Origin of the sequence: Sanguibacter gelidistatuariae (assembly GCF_900096585.1) — a bacterium.
Classification (GTDB): Bacteria; Actinomycetota; Actinomycetes; order Actinomycetales; family Cellulomonadaceae; genus Sanguibacter; species Sanguibacter gelidistatuariae.
The window spans coordinates 201,740-217,804 of record NZ_FMYH01000006.1; the positions used below are offsets into that span (position 1 = coordinate 201,740).

Genomic DNA, 16,065 nt, shown 5'->3' on the forward strand with positions numbered 1-16,065 from the left:
TGAAGGGCTCGGAGACTCCGCTTGTCAGAGCCGGATGCCGAGGAGTGCGTTGACGGCTCGCGAGACCACGCCAGGGGCGCCCTCGACCGGCTCGGCCGTCCCGGCGAGGGACAGCTCGGACCAGGCGTCGACGGCCGCGAGGGCGCGGGGGGCGTCGAGGTCGTCGGCGAGGGCCGCGCGGATCTCGGCCAGCGTGTCCTCGAAGGCCGGTCCCCCGTTGCCGGACATCGCCGAGCGCCAGGTCGCGAAGCGTTCCTGGGCGGTCTTGAGGTCGGTCTCGGTCCACTCCCAGTCGGTGCGGTAGTGGTGGGCGAGGAGCGCGAGGCGGATGGCCATCGGCTCCACGCCGTCGGCCCGCAGCCGGGACACGAAGACGAGGTTGCCGCGCGACTTGCTCATCTTCTCGCCCTGATAGGCGACCAGTCCGGCGTGCACGTGCGTCGCGGCGCCCACCCCGTGAGTGTCTCCGTCGCCGAGCAGACGGGCGTGCGAGGTGCTCATCTCGTGGTGCGGGAAGAGCAGGTCGGAGCCGCCGCCCTGCACGTCGAAGGGGAGGCCGAGGGCCGCGCGGGCGATGACGGCGCACTCGATGTGCCAGCCGGGTCGCCCGGTGCCCAGGGGCCCGCCGTCCCAGGACGGCTCCCCCGGCCGCTCGCGGCGCCACAGGAGCGGGTCGAGCCGGTTGCGCTTGCCCACGCGGTCGGGGTCGCCCCCGCGCTCGGCGAAGAGCGCGTCCATGACGGCCGCGTCGAAGCGGGAGACCTGGCCGAAGTCCGGGTCGGCGCTCACGTCGGCGTAGACGTCACCGAGCTCGGGGTCCTCGCCGCCGGCACCGGCCTCGAGGGGCACGCGGTAGGCGGCACCGATCCGGATGAGCTCGACGACGGCGCGGGCCACCGGGTCGATCGTCTCGACCGCACCGAGGTAGGTGTCGGGCGGGATGACGCCCAGCGCGGTCATGTCCTCGGCGAAGAGCGCGGTCTGCTCGATCGCGAGGTCGCGCCAGTCCACCCCGGTCGCCGTGGCCCGCTCGAGCAGCGGGTCGTCGACGTCGGTCACGTTGGAGGCGTAGACGACCGTGTGCCCGGCGTCGCGCCAGGCACGGCCGAGCAGGTCGAAGGCGACGTACGTCGCGGCATGACCGATGTGGGTCGCGTCGTAGGGGGTGATTCCGCAGACGTAGAGGGTGGCGGTCTCACCGCGGGCGGCCACGACGAGCTGGCCGGAGGAGCTGTCATGGACTCGGACAACGTCTGAGCGGCCAGGAAGTTCGGGGATCTGTGGGGCGGGCCAGGTGAGCACGGATCAACGGTACCTGGCAATCGTCGGGGCGGCGGACCGCGTCGATAGGTCACAATGCATCATGACCACCGATCGCCCCGCCACCGACCGAGCTGCCGACGGGCACAGCGCCGTCGACGGCCAGGACGCCGTCCCGATCCACCGCACCTTCGAGCGGAACTCCGACCGGTGGCACGAGCTCTCCCCCGGCCCGCCGTCGGACGGCCTGCTCGAGACGCCTGGGCCGAACGCCATCCGCTGGCACGTCGTCGGCTCCCCGCGCGAGGTGCTCGACGCCGCGGACCAGCTCGGCCTGCCCACCGCCGAGGTCCGAGCCCGCCTGACCCAGATCCGCGCGGGCGCGGCCCGGGTGACCTCCCGGGTGGTGCGGGTCAACGACCATGCCGTGTACGTCGTCGTGCCGACTGCGTCCTATGCGGACGAACAGGTCTCGACCGGCTCGATCGCGCTGTTCATGACCCCCGGCTGCGTGGTCACCGCAGAGGCCGGCGACGACCACGTCACCGAGCGGGTGGTCGACCGGCTGACCGAGGCGCGCACGCTCGTGGGACGCGGCACCCTGCCTGTGCTGGCCGCGGCCCTCATCGAGCTGCTCGCGGGCGCCTCCGAGGTCGAGCTCGCCCTGGGCGACGCCGTCGCGGACCTGGAGACGACCGTGTTCCGCCCGGACGTCGATCCGCTCGAGCGGCTGTACAACCTCAAGCGGGAGATCTCAGAAGCTCGCCGGGCGCTGCTGCCGCTGACGATCGAGATCCCTGACCTCGGCGCAGACGCATCGGCGAGCACCGTCCAGCCGCTGCGCCTCGAGCGGCGGCTGCTCGACCGCCTCACCGCGACGGCCGAGCGGGTGGACCGCCACCTCGATGCGCACGACGGCCTGCTCTCCGACATGCTCTCCGTCCGGCTGTCCCAGATCTCCGTGCGCCAGAACGAGATCACGCTGCGCCAGAACGAAGACATGCGCAAGATCTCCGCCTGGGCGGCGATCGCGGCCGTGCCGACCCTGCTCGCCGGGGTCTACGGCATGAACTTCGATCACATGCCCGAGCTCGGGTGGGAATTCGGCTATCCGGTCGCCTTAGGTCTCATGGTGACGGTATGCGTGTCCCTGCACCGGGCGTTCCGGCGCGCGGGCTGGCTCTGAGCGACATCAGAGGCGGTGCTCAGATGCCGCCCTGGGCGGTGAGCACGCCTGCCACCAGGAGCACGACGACGACGACCGCGAGCACGAGGCGGTAGACGACAAACGGCTTGTAGCTGAAGGTCGAGATGATCTTGAGGAAGACGATGATCACGAGGTACCCGACCACGAAGGCGACGAGGGTCGCCAGCAGCGTCGCACCGACCCCGGGGGTACCCGCCACACCGATCTCGTCGGTCGAGCTGAAGAGCTTGTAGAAGCCCGAGCCCAGGACCGCGGGGATGGCCAGCAGGAAGGAGTACCGCGCGGCGGCCTCGCGGGTGTATCCCATGAGCAGCCCGGCCGAGATCGTGCCGCCCGAGCGGGACACCCCGGGGATGATCGCCAGCGCCTGGGCCAGGCCGAAGTACAGCGCGTGCTTGGGGTTGAGGTCGGTGAGCTCGCGGTTCTTCGCACCTACCTTGTCCGCCCACCCCAGCACGAGGGCGAAGACGGCGAGCATCAGCGCGATGAGGTAGAGGTTGCGGAAGGACTTGTCGATCGCGTTCTCCAGGCCGAGACCGAGGACCACGATCGGGAGGCTGCCCAGGCCGATGTACCAGCCCATCCGCGCGTCGTGGTTGCGCGAGCCCATGCGCTCGCGCCACGTCGGTCCGTCCTGCCCGCTGATCGCCCGCCACCAGGCGGTGCAGATCGTCGCGATGTCGCGGCGGAAGTAGAGGATCACCGCGCTCTCGGTGCCGATCTGGGTGATCGCCGTGAAGGCGGCACCGGGGTCGGAGGAGCCGATGAGCTCACCGACGATCCGGAGGTGGGCGCTTGAGGACACGGGGAGGAACTCGGTGAGCCCCTGGACCAGTCCGAGGATGAATGCTTGGAACCCGTTCACGTCGGGCCACGTTACCCGCCCGCGGACCCGGTGGGGGGACGTGCCCCGCGATTCGGGTCGGAGCCGCACAGTAGTCTGCAGGCATGGAACTCCGCCGCCTGGGCCGCACCGGCCTGCACGTGTCCGCGCTCGGGCTGGGAACGATGACCTGGGGGCGGGACACTGATGCTCAGGACGCCGCACAGCAGCTCCGCGACTTCCGCCTCGCCGGTGGGACCTTCCTCGACACAGCCGGGTCCTATGGCGACGGGGCGAGCGAAGAGATCCTCGGTGGGCTGCTCGGCTCCGTGGTGGACCGCGACGAGGTCGTGGTCGCCACCAAGGGCGGCCTGCGCCGCACGCCGTCCGGAATGGTCGTGGACTCCTCGCGCGGCGCTCTGCTGGCCTCGATCGACGCGTCGCTCGAGCGGCTCGGGACGGACCATGTCGACCTGTTCCTGGTCCAGGCTCCGGACCCGCACACTCCCGTCGAGGAGACGGTCTCGGCGCTGCGGCACATGGTGACGACCGGGCGTGCCCGGTACGTCGGGCTGGCCAACCACGCCGGTTGGCACACCGGCTACGCGGCGGCGGCGCTGCGGGTGGGCGGGGAGGCCGAGCTCGCGGCGCTCGAGGTAGAGCACTCGCTGCTCAATCGTGACTGCGAGCTCGACCTCGTGGCCGCGACGCAGGCGCTCGGCGTCGGGCTGCTCACCTGGTCCGCCCTGGGCCGCGGGGTGCTGACCGGCAAGTACCGGCGTACGCTCCCGGCGGACTCACGCGGGGCGTCCAGCCACATGTCGGGGTTCGTCGAGCCGTACCTCGACGCGCGCGGTTCCGCGATCGTCGATGCGGTCTGCACCGCGGCGGCCGGTCTGGGTCGGGCGCCGCTCGAGGTGGCGCTGTCGTGGGTGCTGGGGCGGTCTTACGTGTCTTCGGCCATCGTGGGCGCGCGGACACCGGGGCAGCTGCGGGAGTCGTTGGGTGCCCTCGACCTCACGCTGCCCGGCGCCGTGAGCTCGGCCCTGGACGAGGTCAGCGACCCGAGCAGCGACTTCGCCGACAGCTACGCCTGAGGACTGCTAGGCGTGAGCCTGGTCGCGTGACCGCGTCGATTCACCTGACCGCGTCGACGTCCTCGTCGTAGTCAGAGCCGTCCAGGTCGGCCTCGTCGATCCCGCCGAGCCGCTCTTCGGCGTCGTCGTCATCATCCTCGTCCTGGCCGTCGTCCTCATCGTCGTCATCGTCGTCGTCGTCGTCCTCGTCGTCGGCGAGCACGACGGGAAGGGCCTCGCCGTAGGTGTTGCCGAGGGCCTCGTCGTAGACGTCGAAGGCGTCGGCAAGCACGTCGTACGCGTCGTCCACCGAGGAGTCCTCGTCCCCGCGTCGGTTGGCGACCGCAGCGAAGTGGGCCTCCAGGGCAGCGACAAAACGATCAAGGGCGGCACGCGGGTCGACAGTCATACCCTGACGGTAGCGCTCCGCCGCTGCGAATGGCACCGGATACTCTTGTGAGTTTGCCGTCCGCGAGATGCCGCCTCCGTCCCGCGAGCCCACTGCGGCCTGGGACCTCCCCTGATATGTTCGACGCCACACCCGCTCCGGGCGAGTAGTCCTCGACGCTCCCGTGGGCTCTCGGCGTCAGAAGGTGGTGAGCGATGACCTCAAGCACGCCTCCCGGGTCCGCGGCTGGATGGTGGGCCGGGTCTGGGTCGTCACCCTGCGCTGGATCGTCGCGGTCGACCGCGACGGTCCCCGGCGACCACTGGACCGCGCAGGGCCGTGAATACGAGATCCGGGTCCTGACCATCCCGCGCGATCATTCCCGGTCCCAGACCCGCCAGCTGCTCACCGACGAGGCCGAGCACGGCCGCTGGGAGATCGCCCGGTCCGCTCTCTACGTCGGCGGCGAGCGCCGAGTCTGGCTCCGGCGCAAGATCATCCGAGCCCGCAGCACCCTCAACCCCTGACCCACCCCTCCCCTGCCTTCCCCTGCTGAGTGCTGGGGTGGGGAGTGGGGTGGAGGTCAGCAGGTTTCGAGGAGGCGGGCCAGGACCCGGGTGCCGAACTTCAGGGAGTCGACCGGGACGCGCTCGTCGATGCCATGGAACATGCCGGGGAAGTCGAGCCCCTCGGGCAGGCGCAGCGGCGCGAAGCCATAGCCGGTGATCCCCAGCCGGGCGAGCGACTTGTTGTCTGTCCCGCCCGAGAGCGAGTACGGCAGCACGAGCGCACCGGGGTCTTCCGCGAGCAGCGCCGCGGTCATCGCGTCGACGAGGCTCCCGCTGAACGGGACCTCCAGGGCGATGTCCTCGTGGATCGGCTCGATCCGCACGTGCTCCCCCGCGAGCTCGCGCAGGGTCGCCATGCCGCTCTCGGTGTGCCCGGGCAGGAACCGTGCGTCGATCGCGGCCTCGGCCCGTCCGGGGATGACGTTCGCCTTGTACCCGGCGCTGAGCTGGGTCGGGTTGGACGTGTTGCGCACGGTCGCGCCCACGAACCGCGCGGCTGGTCCGAGCGCGTCGACGAGCGCGTCGATCCGCGCCGGGTCGCTCGCGTCGAAGGCGAGCCCGGTCAGGTCGCTCACCCCGCGCAGCAGCGCCTCGACCGTCGGGGTCAAGACGTAGGGCCAGGGGTGCTGACCGATCCGGGCGACCGCGGCCGCCAGGTGCGTCACGGCGTTGTCCGCGGCGACCTGCGAGCCGTGCCCGGCCCGCCCGTCGGCGATCAGCCGCAGCCAGGCCAGGCCCTTCTCGGCGGTCTGCAGCAGGTAGGCCCGCTGCCCGTTGATCTGCGTGGAGAAGCCGCCGACCTCGCTGATCGCGTGGGTCGCGCCCTCGAAGAGCTCGGGCCGGTGGTCGACGGCGTAGCGTGCCCCGAACGTTCCCCCGGCCTCCTCGTCGGCGAAGAAGGCGAGCACGACGTCGCGTGCGGGCTTGCGCCCTTCGCGCACCATCTGGCGCACCACGGCGAGCATCATCGCGTCCATGTCCTTCATGTCCACCGCGCCGCGGCCCCAGAGCAGCCCGTCGATCTCCTCGCCGGCGAACGGGTCCACCTGCCAGTCCTCGGCCTGGGCCGGGACGACGTCGAGGTGGCCGTGCAGCACGAGGGCCGAGCGGGACGGGTCCGCCCCGGGGATCCGCACGACGACGTTGGCGCGTCCGGGTGCGGACTCGAAGAGCTCGGGGTCCAGGCCCACCTCGTGCAGCAGGGCCATGACGTGCTCGGCTGCCGTGCGCTCGCCCGGGCCGGAGCCGTCGCCGTAGTTGGACGTGTCGATCCGCAGGAGGTCGGCGCAGATGCCGGCGACCTCGTCCTCGGCGGTCACGGTGGCGGGCGACGTGGCTGATGACAGGGACGGGTCGGTGGTCATACCCACACGCTACCTGTTCCCCGCCATCAGCCGGCGACGCCCATCCGGTCCCGCTCAGCCCGCTGTGCTCAGCCCCCGTCGGGCCAGCAGCGGCTCGATGGCCGGCGCCCGGCCGCGGAGCTGGGCGAAGGCCTCCATGGAGTCCATCGACCCGCCGACCGCGAGCAGCTGGGCCCGGAACCGGTCCCCGCTGGCCCGGTTGAGCGCCCGACCGTCGGCAGCGTTCTCGGTGAACCACTCGACCGTGTCCGCGTCGAGGACCTCCGACCAGATGTAGGAGTAGTACCCGGCGGAGTACCCGCCCCCGAACACGTGGTTGAAGTACGTCGTGCGGTAGCGGGCGGGGACCGCCCGCAGGGCCAGCCCGGCGGCCTCGAGCGCAGCCGCCTCGAAGGGCAGCACCTGCTCGACGGCGGTCGGGACCGCCTCCGGTCCGATCTGGTGCCAGGCCTGGTCGAGCAGTGTCGCGGCGAGGTACTCCGACGTCGCAAAGCCCTCGTTGAACTGGCGGGAGTTGATCATCGCGGGGACCCATTCGGCCGGCAGGGGCTCGCCGGTCTGGTGGTGCACGGCGTAGCTGCGCAGGATCTCCTCGTCCCAGGCCCACATCTCGTTGACCTGCGAGGGGTACTCGACGAAGTCCCGGGGCACCTCGGTGCCCGAGTGCGAGGGGTAGTGCACGGCGGAGAAGAGCCCGTGCAGCGCATGCCCGAACTCGTGGAACAGCGTGATGACCTCGTCGAAGACGAGCAGGGTCGGCTCCCCCGCGGGCGGCTTGACGATGTTGAGGTTGTTGACGATGACGGGACGCTCGTCGAGCAGGAAGCTCTGGTCGACGAGGTTGTTCATCCACGCGCCCCCGCGCTTGGACTCCCGGGTGTAGTAGTCGGCGAGGAACAGGCCCAGGCCGGTCCCGTCACCGTCGTGCACCTCGAAGACGCGCACGTCGGGGTGGTAGCCCACGAGGTCGGTGCGTTCGGTGAACGTCACGCCGTAGAGCTCGGTCGCGGCCTTGAAGACGCCGTCCTGGACGACCTTCTCGAGCTCGAGGTAGGGGCGCAGCAGCGCGTCGTCGAGGGAGTAGCGGTCCTTGCGGACCCGCTCGGCGTAGTACGCCCAGTCCCAGGCCTCGAGCACCGCGGAGGGGTCGCCGACGTCCGCGACCAGGGCCTCCTGCAGGTCGGCGGCCTCGGCCGCGGCGTTCGCGGCTGCGGCCGGGGCGAGCGGGGCGAGCATGGCGTTGATCGCCTCGGTCGTCTTGGCCGTGGCGTCCTCGGCGATGTAGGCACCGTGGTGGGCGTAGCCGAGGAGCGTGGCGTGCTCGGCACGCAGCTTGACCAGCTCCAGGACGGTCTCGCGGGTGTCGGTGTCGTCGCCGGTCGCACCGCGGGTCACCGAGGCCTCGTGGACGCGCTGACGCACGCCGCGACGGCGCAGCGAGGCGAGCACACCCTGCTGGGTGGGCAGCTGCATCTCCAGGAGGTACTTGCCCTGCTCGCCGCGGTCCGCAGCGGCCTGCGCGGCGGCCGCGACGGCGTCGTCGGGCAGGCCCTCGAGGTCGGCCTTGTCGGTGACCAGGACGCTTGCGGCGTTGGCGCCGGCGAGGAGCTTGCGACCGAAGGCGGCCTCGAGGGAGGTGATGCGCGCGTTGAGGTCACGCAGCGTCTCCTGGTCGGTCTCGGAGAGGTTGATCCCCGAGCGCCGGAAGTCCAGCAGGAGGTTGGTCAGCAGCCATGCGCTGTCGGGGGTCAGGCTCACCTGGCCGGCGCGGGCCGCGGCGTCGAGCAGGGCGACCCGGGCGTAGAGGGCGGCGTCCATGAAGATCGAGTCGTGGTGGGCGGAGAGCTCGGGGACGAGCTCTTCCTCGATGTCCTCGAGCACGGCGCTGGAGTCGGAGCTGGCGACGTTGTAGAGCACGCTCAGCGTGCGTCCGAGCAGGTCACCGCTGCGCTCGAGAGCCTCGAGGGTGTTCTCGACGGTCGGCGGCTCGGGGTTGGCGATGATCGCTGCGATCTCGGCGACCTCGGCGACCATGCCGGCCCGCGCGGCCGGGAGGTAGTGCTCGTCGCGGATGGCCGCGAAGTCGGGGAGGCCGTAGGGCAGGATCGAGGGGCTCGAGAAGGGGTTGGTGGGCTCGAGCTGGTTTTTGGAGAGGGGCATGACACCCATTCATACGTGAGAAGTGGGCTCAGGTCGACTTCGCACCCGAGAAGCGTCCCGCGACCGGCATCAGGCTCCGGGGGCTGGTGCGTGCACCATCCCGTGTGCCAGCGCCACCTGGGCGCTGACCAGCCGGCCGCCCTGGGTCATGAGCCCGGCGGCGAGCTCCGGCTCGCGGCGCAGCAGCTGCCCGACGACGTCGGTCGGGTTCGCGGCGGGATCGGCAGGCACCTCTGTGGCGAGCCCCGCCGCCAGCACGGTGAGGTACGGCAGCGTCGCGTTGGTCAGCGCCTGGGTGCTCGTGACCGGCACGGTTCCGGGCATGTTCGCGACCGCGTAGAACGTGCTCTGGTGGACCCGGTAGGTCGGGTCGGTGTGCGTGGTGGGGTGAGTGCCCTCGAAGCAGCCACCCTGGTCGACGGCGATGTCCACGAGGACCGAACCGGGCGGCATCCGTGAGACGAGGTCGTTCGAGACCAGTCGCGGGGCCCGGGCGCCGGGGACCAGGACCGCCCCGATCACCAGGTCTGCTCGGGAGACCTCGCGGTCGATCGCCTGGGCGGTCGACATCACGGTGCGCACGGCGCCGCCGAACTCGGTGTCGATGCCCGCCAGGGTCGTGGCAGACAGGTCGATCACGGTCACGGAGGCCCGCATCCCGACGGCGATCTGGGCGGCGTTGCGCCCGGCGGTCCCGCCGCCGATGATGACGACCTTGGCCGGCCGGGTGCCCGGGACGCCGCCCATGAGGATGCCTGACCCGCCCTCGGACCGCAGCAGGTAGAACGCGCCGACCTGGGGCGCCAGGCGCCCGGCGATCTCGCTCATGGGGGCCAGCAGGGGCAGCGAGCCGTCCGGGAGCCGGACGGTCTCGTAGGCGATCGCCGTCGTTCCGGCGTCGAGCAGGGCCTGGGTGCAGGGGCCATTCGCGGCCAGGTGCAGGTAGGCGAAGAGCACGAGGTCGGGGCGCAGGTAGGGGTACTCCTGCGGGAGCGGTTCCTTGACCTTGCAGAGGATCTGGGCGGCCCGCCACAGGCTCGCGGCGTCATCGACGATGCGCGCGCCGGCTGCTGCGTAGTCGGCGTCGCTGATCGCGGAGCCAGCCCCGGCCCCGGCCTGCACGAGGACCTGGTGACCGGCCCGCACGAGGTGGTGCGCGCCGTCGGCGGTCAACGCGACGCGCAGCTCGTTGTCCTTGACCTCGGCGGGAATCCCGATCCGCATCAGGACTCCGCGGGGTGGGCCTCGGCGTCGTGGTCAGCGTGTGCGTCCCCGGCGCCGTCGTCGTCATGGTGGCCGTGATCGGGATGTTCGCCGTCGTCGCGATGATCGCCGTCGTCCTCGTCGACGACCTCCTCCACCATCGGTGGGTCGAGGTGTCGCCGCAGCTTGGAGAAGACTGCCCAGAACACCGCAACCAGCGGCACGGCGATCACCGCGCCGAGGATCCCGGCCAGAAGCGTCCCGCAGGTCACCGAGACCGCGACGACCATCGGGTGCAGGGAGACCTGCTTGCCCATGACGAGGGGTTGCAGCACATGGCCCTCGAACTGCCCGATGAGGGCGATCCCGATGCCGACGATGGCGGCCTTGACCACGCCGTCGACCGCGAGGGCGACCACCATGGCGATGACCATGGCGGCGGGCGCGCCGATGAGCGGGATGAACGCGCCGATGAAGACGAGGACCGCGAGCGGCGCCGCGAGCGGCACGCCCAGGATCGACAGGAAGATCCCGGCCAGCAGGCCGTCGGTGATCGCGATGATCACGGTCCCGCGGGTGTACCCGGAGAAGGTGTACCACCCGGCGCCGCCGACGATCTTCCACGTCGCGCGCATCCGCATGGGCAGCTGGTTGAGGAACCACGTCCACATCGCGCCGCCGCGGGCGAGGAAGAAGATGGTGCAGAAGACGGCGAGGGCGAGGGCGGTGAAGATCTCGACGACCGTCCCAGCTTGCTCGAAGGCGGTGCCGGCGATGTCCCCGGCATGCTGCTGGACCCACTTCTGCGCCGAGGCCAACCACGTGTCGAAGTCCGCAGCGGTGATCGAGAACGGCAGCGGCCCGTTCTCGAGGAAGTCGAAGATCCGCCCGATGCCGGTCGTGAACTGCTCGGAGAGCGAATGCCACTGTCCGGCGACCGAGGCGATGACGTACGTGAACAGTCCCCCGATCACGAGCAGGCCGGTCAACATCGCCAGGGCCGTGGCCAGGCCCCGCGGCATGACCTTGGAATAGAAGTTCACGACCGGGCGCAGCACAGCCGTGAACACGAGCGCGATGAAGAACGCGATGAAGACGAGCTGGACCTTCGCCGTGGCGAAGACGACGAGGGAGATGGCGATGACCACGAGGATGAGTCGCCACGACCAGCCCGCGGCGTTCTTCAACCACTGGGGCACGGTATCGACGGGGGCAACAGCCGGTGGCCGAATCGAGGCTGTGTTCCGCCTCACAGTGGCCGTACGTACTCGCTGACCGGACATGCGGCCTCCTCATCTCCCTAGAATCCGCGGCATTGCAGCGCTGAACAGCGAAAACCCTACTCTGCCAGAGGGCCGCCTGGACCGTGACAGGCCGTGCTCGCGGCACGGAACACACACCCGTCAGTCTCCACCCGACCCCCGATTCATGCCCGACACCGAAACCGTGCTAGATTTTCCGACGCACCCAAGAGAGCGAAAAGTTCTCGAAGGTCCACCTGCCCAGGTGGCGGAATGGCAGACGCGCTAGCTTGAGGTGCTAGTGTCCGTAAGGACGTGGGGGTTCAAGTCCCCCTCTGGGCACTCGTTGAGACAGCGAATGAGATTGGCCTTGGTCTTCGGATCAGGGCCTTTTTCGTCTCCTGGTTCGGCGCTCTGACATCGGCACTCTGACATCAATGGAGATGTGTGTGACTGCTCCCCTCGTTGCCTCCGGCGCGCGACAGCGCACCGTGACCCGCGCCATCGTCGCCGTCTTCGCGGCGGTCTCCCTCGTGCATCTGGGGGCCCAGCTCGCCGACCTGGAGAGGCTCGCCCAGGTGTCTCAGTGGCTGCTCATGCCGCTCCTGGCGCTGGCCCTCGCCGCAGCGACGGCGGGCGCCCCACGCGGCCGCCTCATCCGCCTCACGCTGGTCTCGCTCGCCTTCTCCTGGCTCGGGGACACCGCCCCCGATCTAGCACCCGAGGGCGCCAGCTTCATCGTCATGATCGCCTTCTTCCTCGTGGCCCAGGTGGTCTTCGTCGCAGCCTTCTGGCCCTTCCGGCGCGCAAGCGTGCTCTCCCCCGCCTACCCTGCCCGACGCCGATGGCTCGCCGTCCCCTATCTCCTCGCCCTGGTCGCCCTCGTCGTCACGTGCGCGCCGGGGGCGGGGTCCCTGCTCGTACCGGTGATCGTCTACGGGACGACGCTCGCGCTCATGGCGGCTCTGGCGACCGGCGTCGGCCGTCTCGTGGCGATCGGCGGGGCGATCTTTGTCGTCTCGGACTCGCTCATCGCGCTCAACGCCTTCGTGGACGGCTGGTCGCTCCCAGGGCAGGGGTTCTGGGTCATGGTCACGTACATCGCGGCGCAGACGCTCATCGTGGTCGGGGTGGTGGGCGAGGGGCGTCGTGAAGGACCAGTCAGGGCTGGTGTCGCGGCCGCAGGCTGAGGAGATCGCCGGGCTCGCAGTCGAGGGCCCGGCAGATCGCAGTGAGGGTCGTGAAGCGGATCGCGCGGGCGCGGTCGTTCTTGAGCACCGAGAGGTTCGCGACGGTGATCCCGGACCGGGCGGCGAGCTCGACGAGGGTCATGCCACGGGCTATGAGCAGCTCGTCCAGGTGACAGACGACGAGGTGGTCCTCGCCGTCGGCGGACTCGTCTGTGCGAGCCGGCACGACTCAGACCAGCCCGTCGGAGTCGCGGGCCAGCTGCTCCCCGGAGCGGAAGGCTGCAGCGACCACCAGGACGAGCGCCGCGACGAGCAAGGGTTCGAGCGTGAGCTGCGGCGTCGTCGAGAAGATCCCGTCGTCGGCGAGGCCGAGCCGTTCCAGGACGCGGACACCGGCGATCTGGGGCAGCAACGGGGCGAGCGACCCCGCGACGGCGATCACCAGGGCGAGCAGGGAGAGTCTGCGGGCATTCCCGGTTGCGAACGGCGAGCCCGCCGCGACGCTGAGCAGGATAGGTCGCAGCAGCATCGCGCCGGCCAGCAGTGCGAGGCCGCCCACGAGCACGTCCCCGCGGCTGAGGAACTGCTCGAGGTAGGTCGAGCCCCAGGCCGCGACGGTGACCTGACCGCCGTCGCCGGTCCCGAATCCCGCGGGCGGAAGAGTGGTAATCCACCCGTCCTCGATCTGGACACCCTCGATGGCGAGCTGGACGCTGTCCCAGCTTCCGTCGTCGGGCAGGAGGGTGACCGGGACGTGGACCGTGGCCGGGACGATGGTGAGGGAGTTGACGGCGTAGATCACCCCGGAGCCCCCCGCGACCACCCCGATGAGAAGGATGAGTCCGGCCAGCACCCGGATCCAGCGCGCGGAGCGGGGCTGTGCCTCGTGGAGGGCGGGGACCTCGGATGTGTACGCCATGTTGGGCTCCTGGGATCGACCGGATGGGGCATATCGATTATCGAGATGACCCTAGTCGAGCGCGGCGCGTGTGTACAGGACGCGCTGCGGGTCCCAGCCGGCAGGTTGCCGGGCGCTCCTTCTGGCGTCAGTCGCGCACCGACCGCAACATCTCCGATGTCGGCGCCGGCACCGGGCCGGACGAGCGCATGGCGTGGCTGCGGGCGTGCGCGACCGCCGCATCGAGGTCGGTGAACAGGTGGTTGCGGTGGCGCAGCGAGGCGATCACCCCGACCGTGTCGGCCAGGCGCTGGTGGTGCGGCTGGATCCCCTTGACGAGGACAGTCACGCCGCGTCGTTCGAGGGCCTGGATCATCTCGGTGACGACGCGCGCCCCGGTGGCATCGAGCACCTGCAGCTGGGACATCCGCAGGATGACCACCGACACGTCCTCGATCCCGGTGACCACGTCGTGCATGCGGTCGGCGGCGCCGAAGAACAGGGCGCCGTCGAGCCGGAGGAGGGCGATGCAGGCATCCTCGGGATGCTGGGCGCCGGGAAGCGACTCGCGATGGACCGTACCCGAGCGCGCCAGCGTCCGCAGCGCAAAGAAGGCCGCGACGGCGATGCCGATCCCGACAGCGACGATGAGATCGAAGGAGACCGTGATGACGGCGGTCACGACAAAGACGACCGCGTCGGAGCGGCTCGACCTGAGGACGCTGCGGACGGTCGTCCTGGAGACCATCCGGCACGCGGTGACCATGAGCACACCTGCCAGTGCGGCCAGGGGAATCTCCGAGACGACGCCGGCGGCCAGGTAGACGACCCCGAGGAGGCTGGCCGCGTGCACGATCGAGGCGAGGCGGCTGCGTCCGCCCGACCGGACGTTGACGGCGGTCCGCGCGATGGCACCGGTTGCGGGCATGCCGCCGAACATGCCGGAGGCGATCGAGGCGAGCCCTTGTCCGACGAGCTCACGATCGGCGTCGTAGCGCCCGGTGTCCGCCATCGACGCGGCCACCCGAGCCGAGAGCAACGACTCGACCGCAGCGAGCACGGCGACGGCGCACGCCGGCCCGAGGAGCGCACTGAAGTCCGCCGTGGTCATCGCCGGGAGCCCCGGGGCGGGCAGCGAGCTCGGCAGGGCGCCGATCCGGGTCAGCGAGATCCCGGCGATGCTCACCAGGACCGAGACGACGACGATCCCCACGATCGATCCGGGCAGCTGCGGGTGCACGCGCGGCGCGAACACCATGATCACGGCGACCAGCGCCACGGCCGCGACGGACCAGAGCGCCTGGGGTCCGCTCACCTGCCCCAGCGACTGCACGGCAGAGACGATCGCGTTGGTGCTCGCGCCCGCGTGGGCGCCGACTGCGGAGGGCACCTGCTGGGCGAAGATGATCACGGCGATCCCGAGGGTGAACCCTTCGATCACGGGCCAGGGGATATAGGAGACGACGCGACCCAGGCGCAGCAGCCCCGCAACGACGACGATCGTCCCAGCCATGAGACTGACGACGGCGATCGCCCCGGGTCCGTGGGAGGCGACGATCGGGCCGAGCACAACGACCATCGCTCCGGTCGGACCGGACACCTGGACGTTGGAGCCGCCGAACACTGCCGCGACGACGCCGGCGACGATCGCGGTGACGAGGCCGCTCGCGGCTCCGGCGCCGGAGCTCACGCCGAAGGCCAGGGCGAGCGGGAGCGCAATGATCGCGACCGTGATCCCGGCGATCAGGTCACCGCGCCAGGTGCGGGGCACCGAGCGGTAGTCCTTCCACGTCGGCAGGAGTGAGGTGACGCGGCGGGAGGCGGTCATCTCGGCATCGGCATCTGGGTGAGGCTCTGGGTGGGGGCTTCTGCGCTGCTCACGGTCGAGACCAGCTGATCGTGGGTGCGCTCGAGGATCTTGATGAGCAGCGCTCGTGAGACCGACATGAGGTCGGCCACCTCGGGGAAGGCGAGCCGGTAGAAGACTTGGCTCGCCCGACGCTCGGCGACGACAAGATTGTGCCGACGCAGCACCGAGAGGTGCTGCGAGAGGTGCGACGCCTCCAGGCCCGTGTCCGCGATGAGGTCGGCGACGGAGACGTCGTCGGGCGCGGCCGACAGGACCTCCAGGACGCGCACCCGGACGGGGTGAGAGACCCCCTTGAAGAGGTTGGCCTTGACCTCGTAGAGCGGGCGATGGGCGTCGGAGAAGTCATCGATGCCGATCTCCTGGGACGTCACCTCAGGCCCGGTCGCGCCCGCGGGGCTGACCATCAGGGGACGAGCGTCGTTGGTGGGTCGCACCGGCATTGCTTGCGCCTCTCATTTGCGGATTGATGACTTCATCATATCGTCAACTCGTGAGAACGGTGTTGGGACCATTGGCCCGGTCGGCGATCTGGCGGCGATCTGGCGGGGGCCTGCAGGGCCGAAGTCCACGCCGATTCTTGTAGGCGCCTCGTCCGCGGGCTTCCATGCGATGCGCTTGGCACACTTTTTCTCACCTCGCCTCCCCTGTACGCCGGCGTGCGGCCTCGTCGCAGAATGTCAGCCCCTCGGCGTAGCGTCGGTTCATGGAAAGGGACCGGATGCGCGACGGCAATGTCGGGCCTGGGCGGGTGGGTCCGGTGGGTGTGCCGGGCATCGCGTCCTTCGTCGCGTCTCGACTAGTTCGAATGGTCTCGCC

Annotated in this window: 15 protein-coding genes and 1 tRNA gene; 5 read left to right on the forward strand and 11 right to left on the reverse strand. The window is 70.5% G+C overall.

Annotated elements, in window-relative coordinates; genetic code table 11:
- Nucleotides 1–24: 24 nt before the first annotated feature.
- Nucleotides 25–1,302: a cysteine--1-D-myo-inosityl 2-amino-2-deoxy-alpha-D-glucopyranoside ligase gene (mshC, locus tag BLQ50_RS13910; RefSeq protein ID WP_093184747.1), complete on the reverse strand. Its 1,278-nt coding sequence runs from the start codon at nt 1,300–1,302 to the stop codon at nt 25–27.
- A 61-nt stretch (nt 1,303–1,363) separates the two neighbouring features.
- Between mshC and BLQ50_RS13915 the strand changes: the two genes are divergently transcribed.
- Nucleotides 1,364–2,446, forward strand: a complete 1,083-nt coding sequence (locus BLQ50_RS13915) for a CorA family divalent cation transporter (protein ID WP_093184749.1) — start codon at nt 1,364–1,366, stop codon at nt 2,444–2,446.
- Between the two features lie 19 nt (nt 2,447–2,465).
- Here the strand turns inward: BLQ50_RS13915 and BLQ50_RS13920 are convergent, their stop codons facing one another.
- On the reverse strand, nt 2,466–3,332 hold the full coding sequence (locus BLQ50_RS13920) for an undecaprenyl-diphosphate phosphatase (protein ID WP_093184752.1): 867 nt from the start codon (nt 3,330–3,332) through the stop codon (nt 2,466–2,468).
- A gap of 83 nt (nt 3,333–3,415) precedes the next feature.
- Here BLQ50_RS13920 and BLQ50_RS13925 point away from each other — a divergent pair, with 83 nt between their 5' ends.
- Entirely contained in the window at nt 3,416–4,387 is a 972-nt protein-coding gene (locus tag BLQ50_RS13925; protein ID WP_093184754.1) for an aldo/keto reductase, read from the forward strand.
- A 40-nt stretch (nt 4,388–4,427) separates the two neighbouring features.
- On the opposite strand, the gene BLQ50_RS13930 is transcribed toward BLQ50_RS13925, so the two are convergent.
- Entirely contained in the window at nt 4,428–4,775 is a 348-nt protein-coding gene (locus BLQ50_RS13930) for a primosomal protein (RefSeq protein WP_093185033.1), read from the reverse strand.
- A 194-nt stretch (nt 4,776–4,969) separates the two neighbouring features.
- Between BLQ50_RS13930 and BLQ50_RS19305 the strand changes: the two genes are divergently transcribed.
- Nucleotides 4,970–5,281, forward strand: coding sequence for a DUF5703 family protein (locus BLQ50_RS19305; RefSeq protein ID WP_093184757.1), 312 nt, complete (start codon nt 4,970–4,972; stop codon nt 5,279–5,281).
- Between the two features lie 56 nt (nt 5,282–5,337).
- Here the strand turns inward: BLQ50_RS19305 and BLQ50_RS13940 are convergent, their stop codons facing one another.
- Genes BLQ50_RS13940 through BLQ50_RS13955 form a run of 4 tightly spaced genes read right to left on the reverse strand, consistent with a single transcriptional unit; the run spans nt 5,338 to nt 11,249 of the window.
- Complete coding sequence (locus BLQ50_RS13940; RefSeq protein WP_093184760.1) at nt 5,338–6,687, reverse strand: M20/M25/M40 family metallo-hydrolase; 1,350 nt, start codon at nt 6,685–6,687, stop codon at nt 5,338–5,340.
- Between the two features lie 54 nt (nt 6,688–6,741).
- Nucleotides 6,742–8,856 carry a M3 family metallopeptidase gene (locus BLQ50_RS13945; RefSeq protein ID WP_425424100.1) on the reverse strand — a complete coding sequence of 705 codons (2,115 nt, stop codon included), beginning with the start codon at nt 8,854–8,856 and terminating at the stop codon, nt 6,742–6,744.
- A gap of 60 nt (nt 8,857–8,916) precedes the next feature.
- A complete protein-coding gene (ald, locus tag BLQ50_RS13950; protein ID WP_093184762.1) occupies nt 8,917–10,071 on the reverse strand; it encodes an alanine dehydrogenase in 1,155 nt (384 codons plus the stop codon).
- Nucleotides 10,071–11,249 carry an AI-2E family transporter gene (locus tag BLQ50_RS13955; protein WP_342672065.1) on the reverse strand — a complete coding sequence of 393 codons (1,179 nt, stop codon included), beginning with the start codon at nt 11,247–11,249 and terminating at the stop codon, nt 10,071–10,073. The genes ald and BLQ50_RS13955 overlap by 1 nt, the downstream gene beginning before the upstream one ends.
- Nucleotides 11,250–11,550: 301 nt before the next feature.
- On the opposite strand from BLQ50_RS13955, the gene BLQ50_RS13960 reads away from it, so the two are divergent.
- Nucleotides 11,551–11,633, forward strand: a tRNA-Leu gene (locus tag BLQ50_RS13960).
- Nucleotides 11,634–11,740: 107 nt separating this feature from the next.
- Nucleotides 11,741–12,481: a lysoplasmalogenase gene (locus BLQ50_RS13965; RefSeq protein ID WP_217629176.1), complete on the forward strand. Its 741-nt coding sequence runs from the start codon at nt 11,741–11,743 to the stop codon at nt 12,479–12,481.
- Here BLQ50_RS13965 and BLQ50_RS13970 read toward each other — a convergent pair.
- The 4 genes from BLQ50_RS13970 to BLQ50_RS13985 form a co-directional block, all read right to left on the reverse strand.
- The gene (locus BLQ50_RS13970; RefSeq protein ID WP_245701231.1) at nt 12,453–12,707 is read right to left on the reverse strand and encodes a helix-turn-helix domain-containing protein; all 255 of its coding nucleotides are present in this window, start codon (nt 12,705–12,707) and stop codon (nt 12,453–12,455) included. The two genes, BLQ50_RS13965 and BLQ50_RS13970, sit on opposite strands and share 29 nt — an antisense overlap.
- A 3-nt stretch (nt 12,708–12,710) precedes the next feature.
- Entirely contained in the window at nt 12,711–13,400 is a 690-nt protein-coding gene (locus BLQ50_RS13975; protein WP_093184768.1) for a DUF2975 domain-containing protein, read from the reverse strand.
- A 127-nt stretch (nt 13,401–13,527) separates the two neighbouring features.
- The gene (locus tag BLQ50_RS13980) at nt 13,528–15,207 is read right to left on the reverse strand and encodes a SulP family inorganic anion transporter (protein ID WP_093184770.1); all 1,680 of its coding nucleotides are present in this window, start codon (nt 15,205–15,207) and stop codon (nt 13,528–13,530) included.
- The gene (locus BLQ50_RS13985; protein WP_093185041.1) at nt 15,204–15,653 is read right to left on the reverse strand and encodes an ArsR/SmtB family transcription factor; all 450 of its coding nucleotides are present in this window, start codon (nt 15,651–15,653) and stop codon (nt 15,204–15,206) included. Before BLQ50_RS13985 ends, BLQ50_RS13980 begins: the two co-directional genes overlap by 4 nt.
- Nucleotides 15,654–16,065: the final 412 nt, after the last annotated feature.

Bases quoted from the DNA above. Each gene is read 5' to 3' on its own strand.
- BLQ50_RS13980 (WP_093184770.1), bottom strand. From the start codon at position 15,207: ATGACCGCCTCCCGCCGCGTCACCTCACTCCTGCCGACGTGGAAGGAC.
- BLQ50_RS13985 (WP_093185041.1), bottom strand. From the start codon at position 15,653: ATGGTCAGCCCCGCGGGCGCGACCGGGCCTGAGGTGACGTCCCAGGAG.
- BLQ50_RS13925 (WP_093184754.1), top strand. From the start codon at position 3,416: ATGGAACTCCGCCGCCTGGGCCGCACCGGCCTGCACGTGTCCGCGCTC.
- BLQ50_RS13945 (WP_425424100.1), bottom strand. From the start codon at position 8,856: ATGGGTGTCATGCCCCTCTCCAAAAACCAGCTCGAGCCCACCAACCCC.
- BLQ50_RS13940 (WP_093184760.1), bottom strand. From the start codon at position 6,687: ATGACCACCGACCCGTCCCTGTCATCAGCCACGTCGCCCGCCACCGTG.
- BLQ50_RS13975 (WP_093184768.1), bottom strand. From the start codon at position 13,400: ATGGCGTACACATCCGAGGTCCCCGCCCTCCACGAGGCACAGCCCCGC.
- BLQ50_RS19305 (WP_093184757.1), top strand. From the start codon at position 4,970: ATGACCTCAAGCACGCCTCCCGGGTCCGCGGCTGGATGGTGGGCCGGG.
- BLQ50_RS13930 (WP_093185033.1), bottom strand. From the start codon at position 4,775: ATGACTGTCGACCCGCGTGCCGCCCTTGATCGTTTTGTCGCTGCCCTG.
- ald (WP_093184762.1), bottom strand. From the start codon at position 10,071: ATGCGGATCGGGATTCCCGCCGAGGTCAAGGACAACGAGCTGCGCGTC.
- BLQ50_RS13915 (WP_093184749.1), top strand. From the start codon at position 1,364: ATGACCACCGATCGCCCCGCCACCGACCGAGCTGCCGACGGGCACAGC.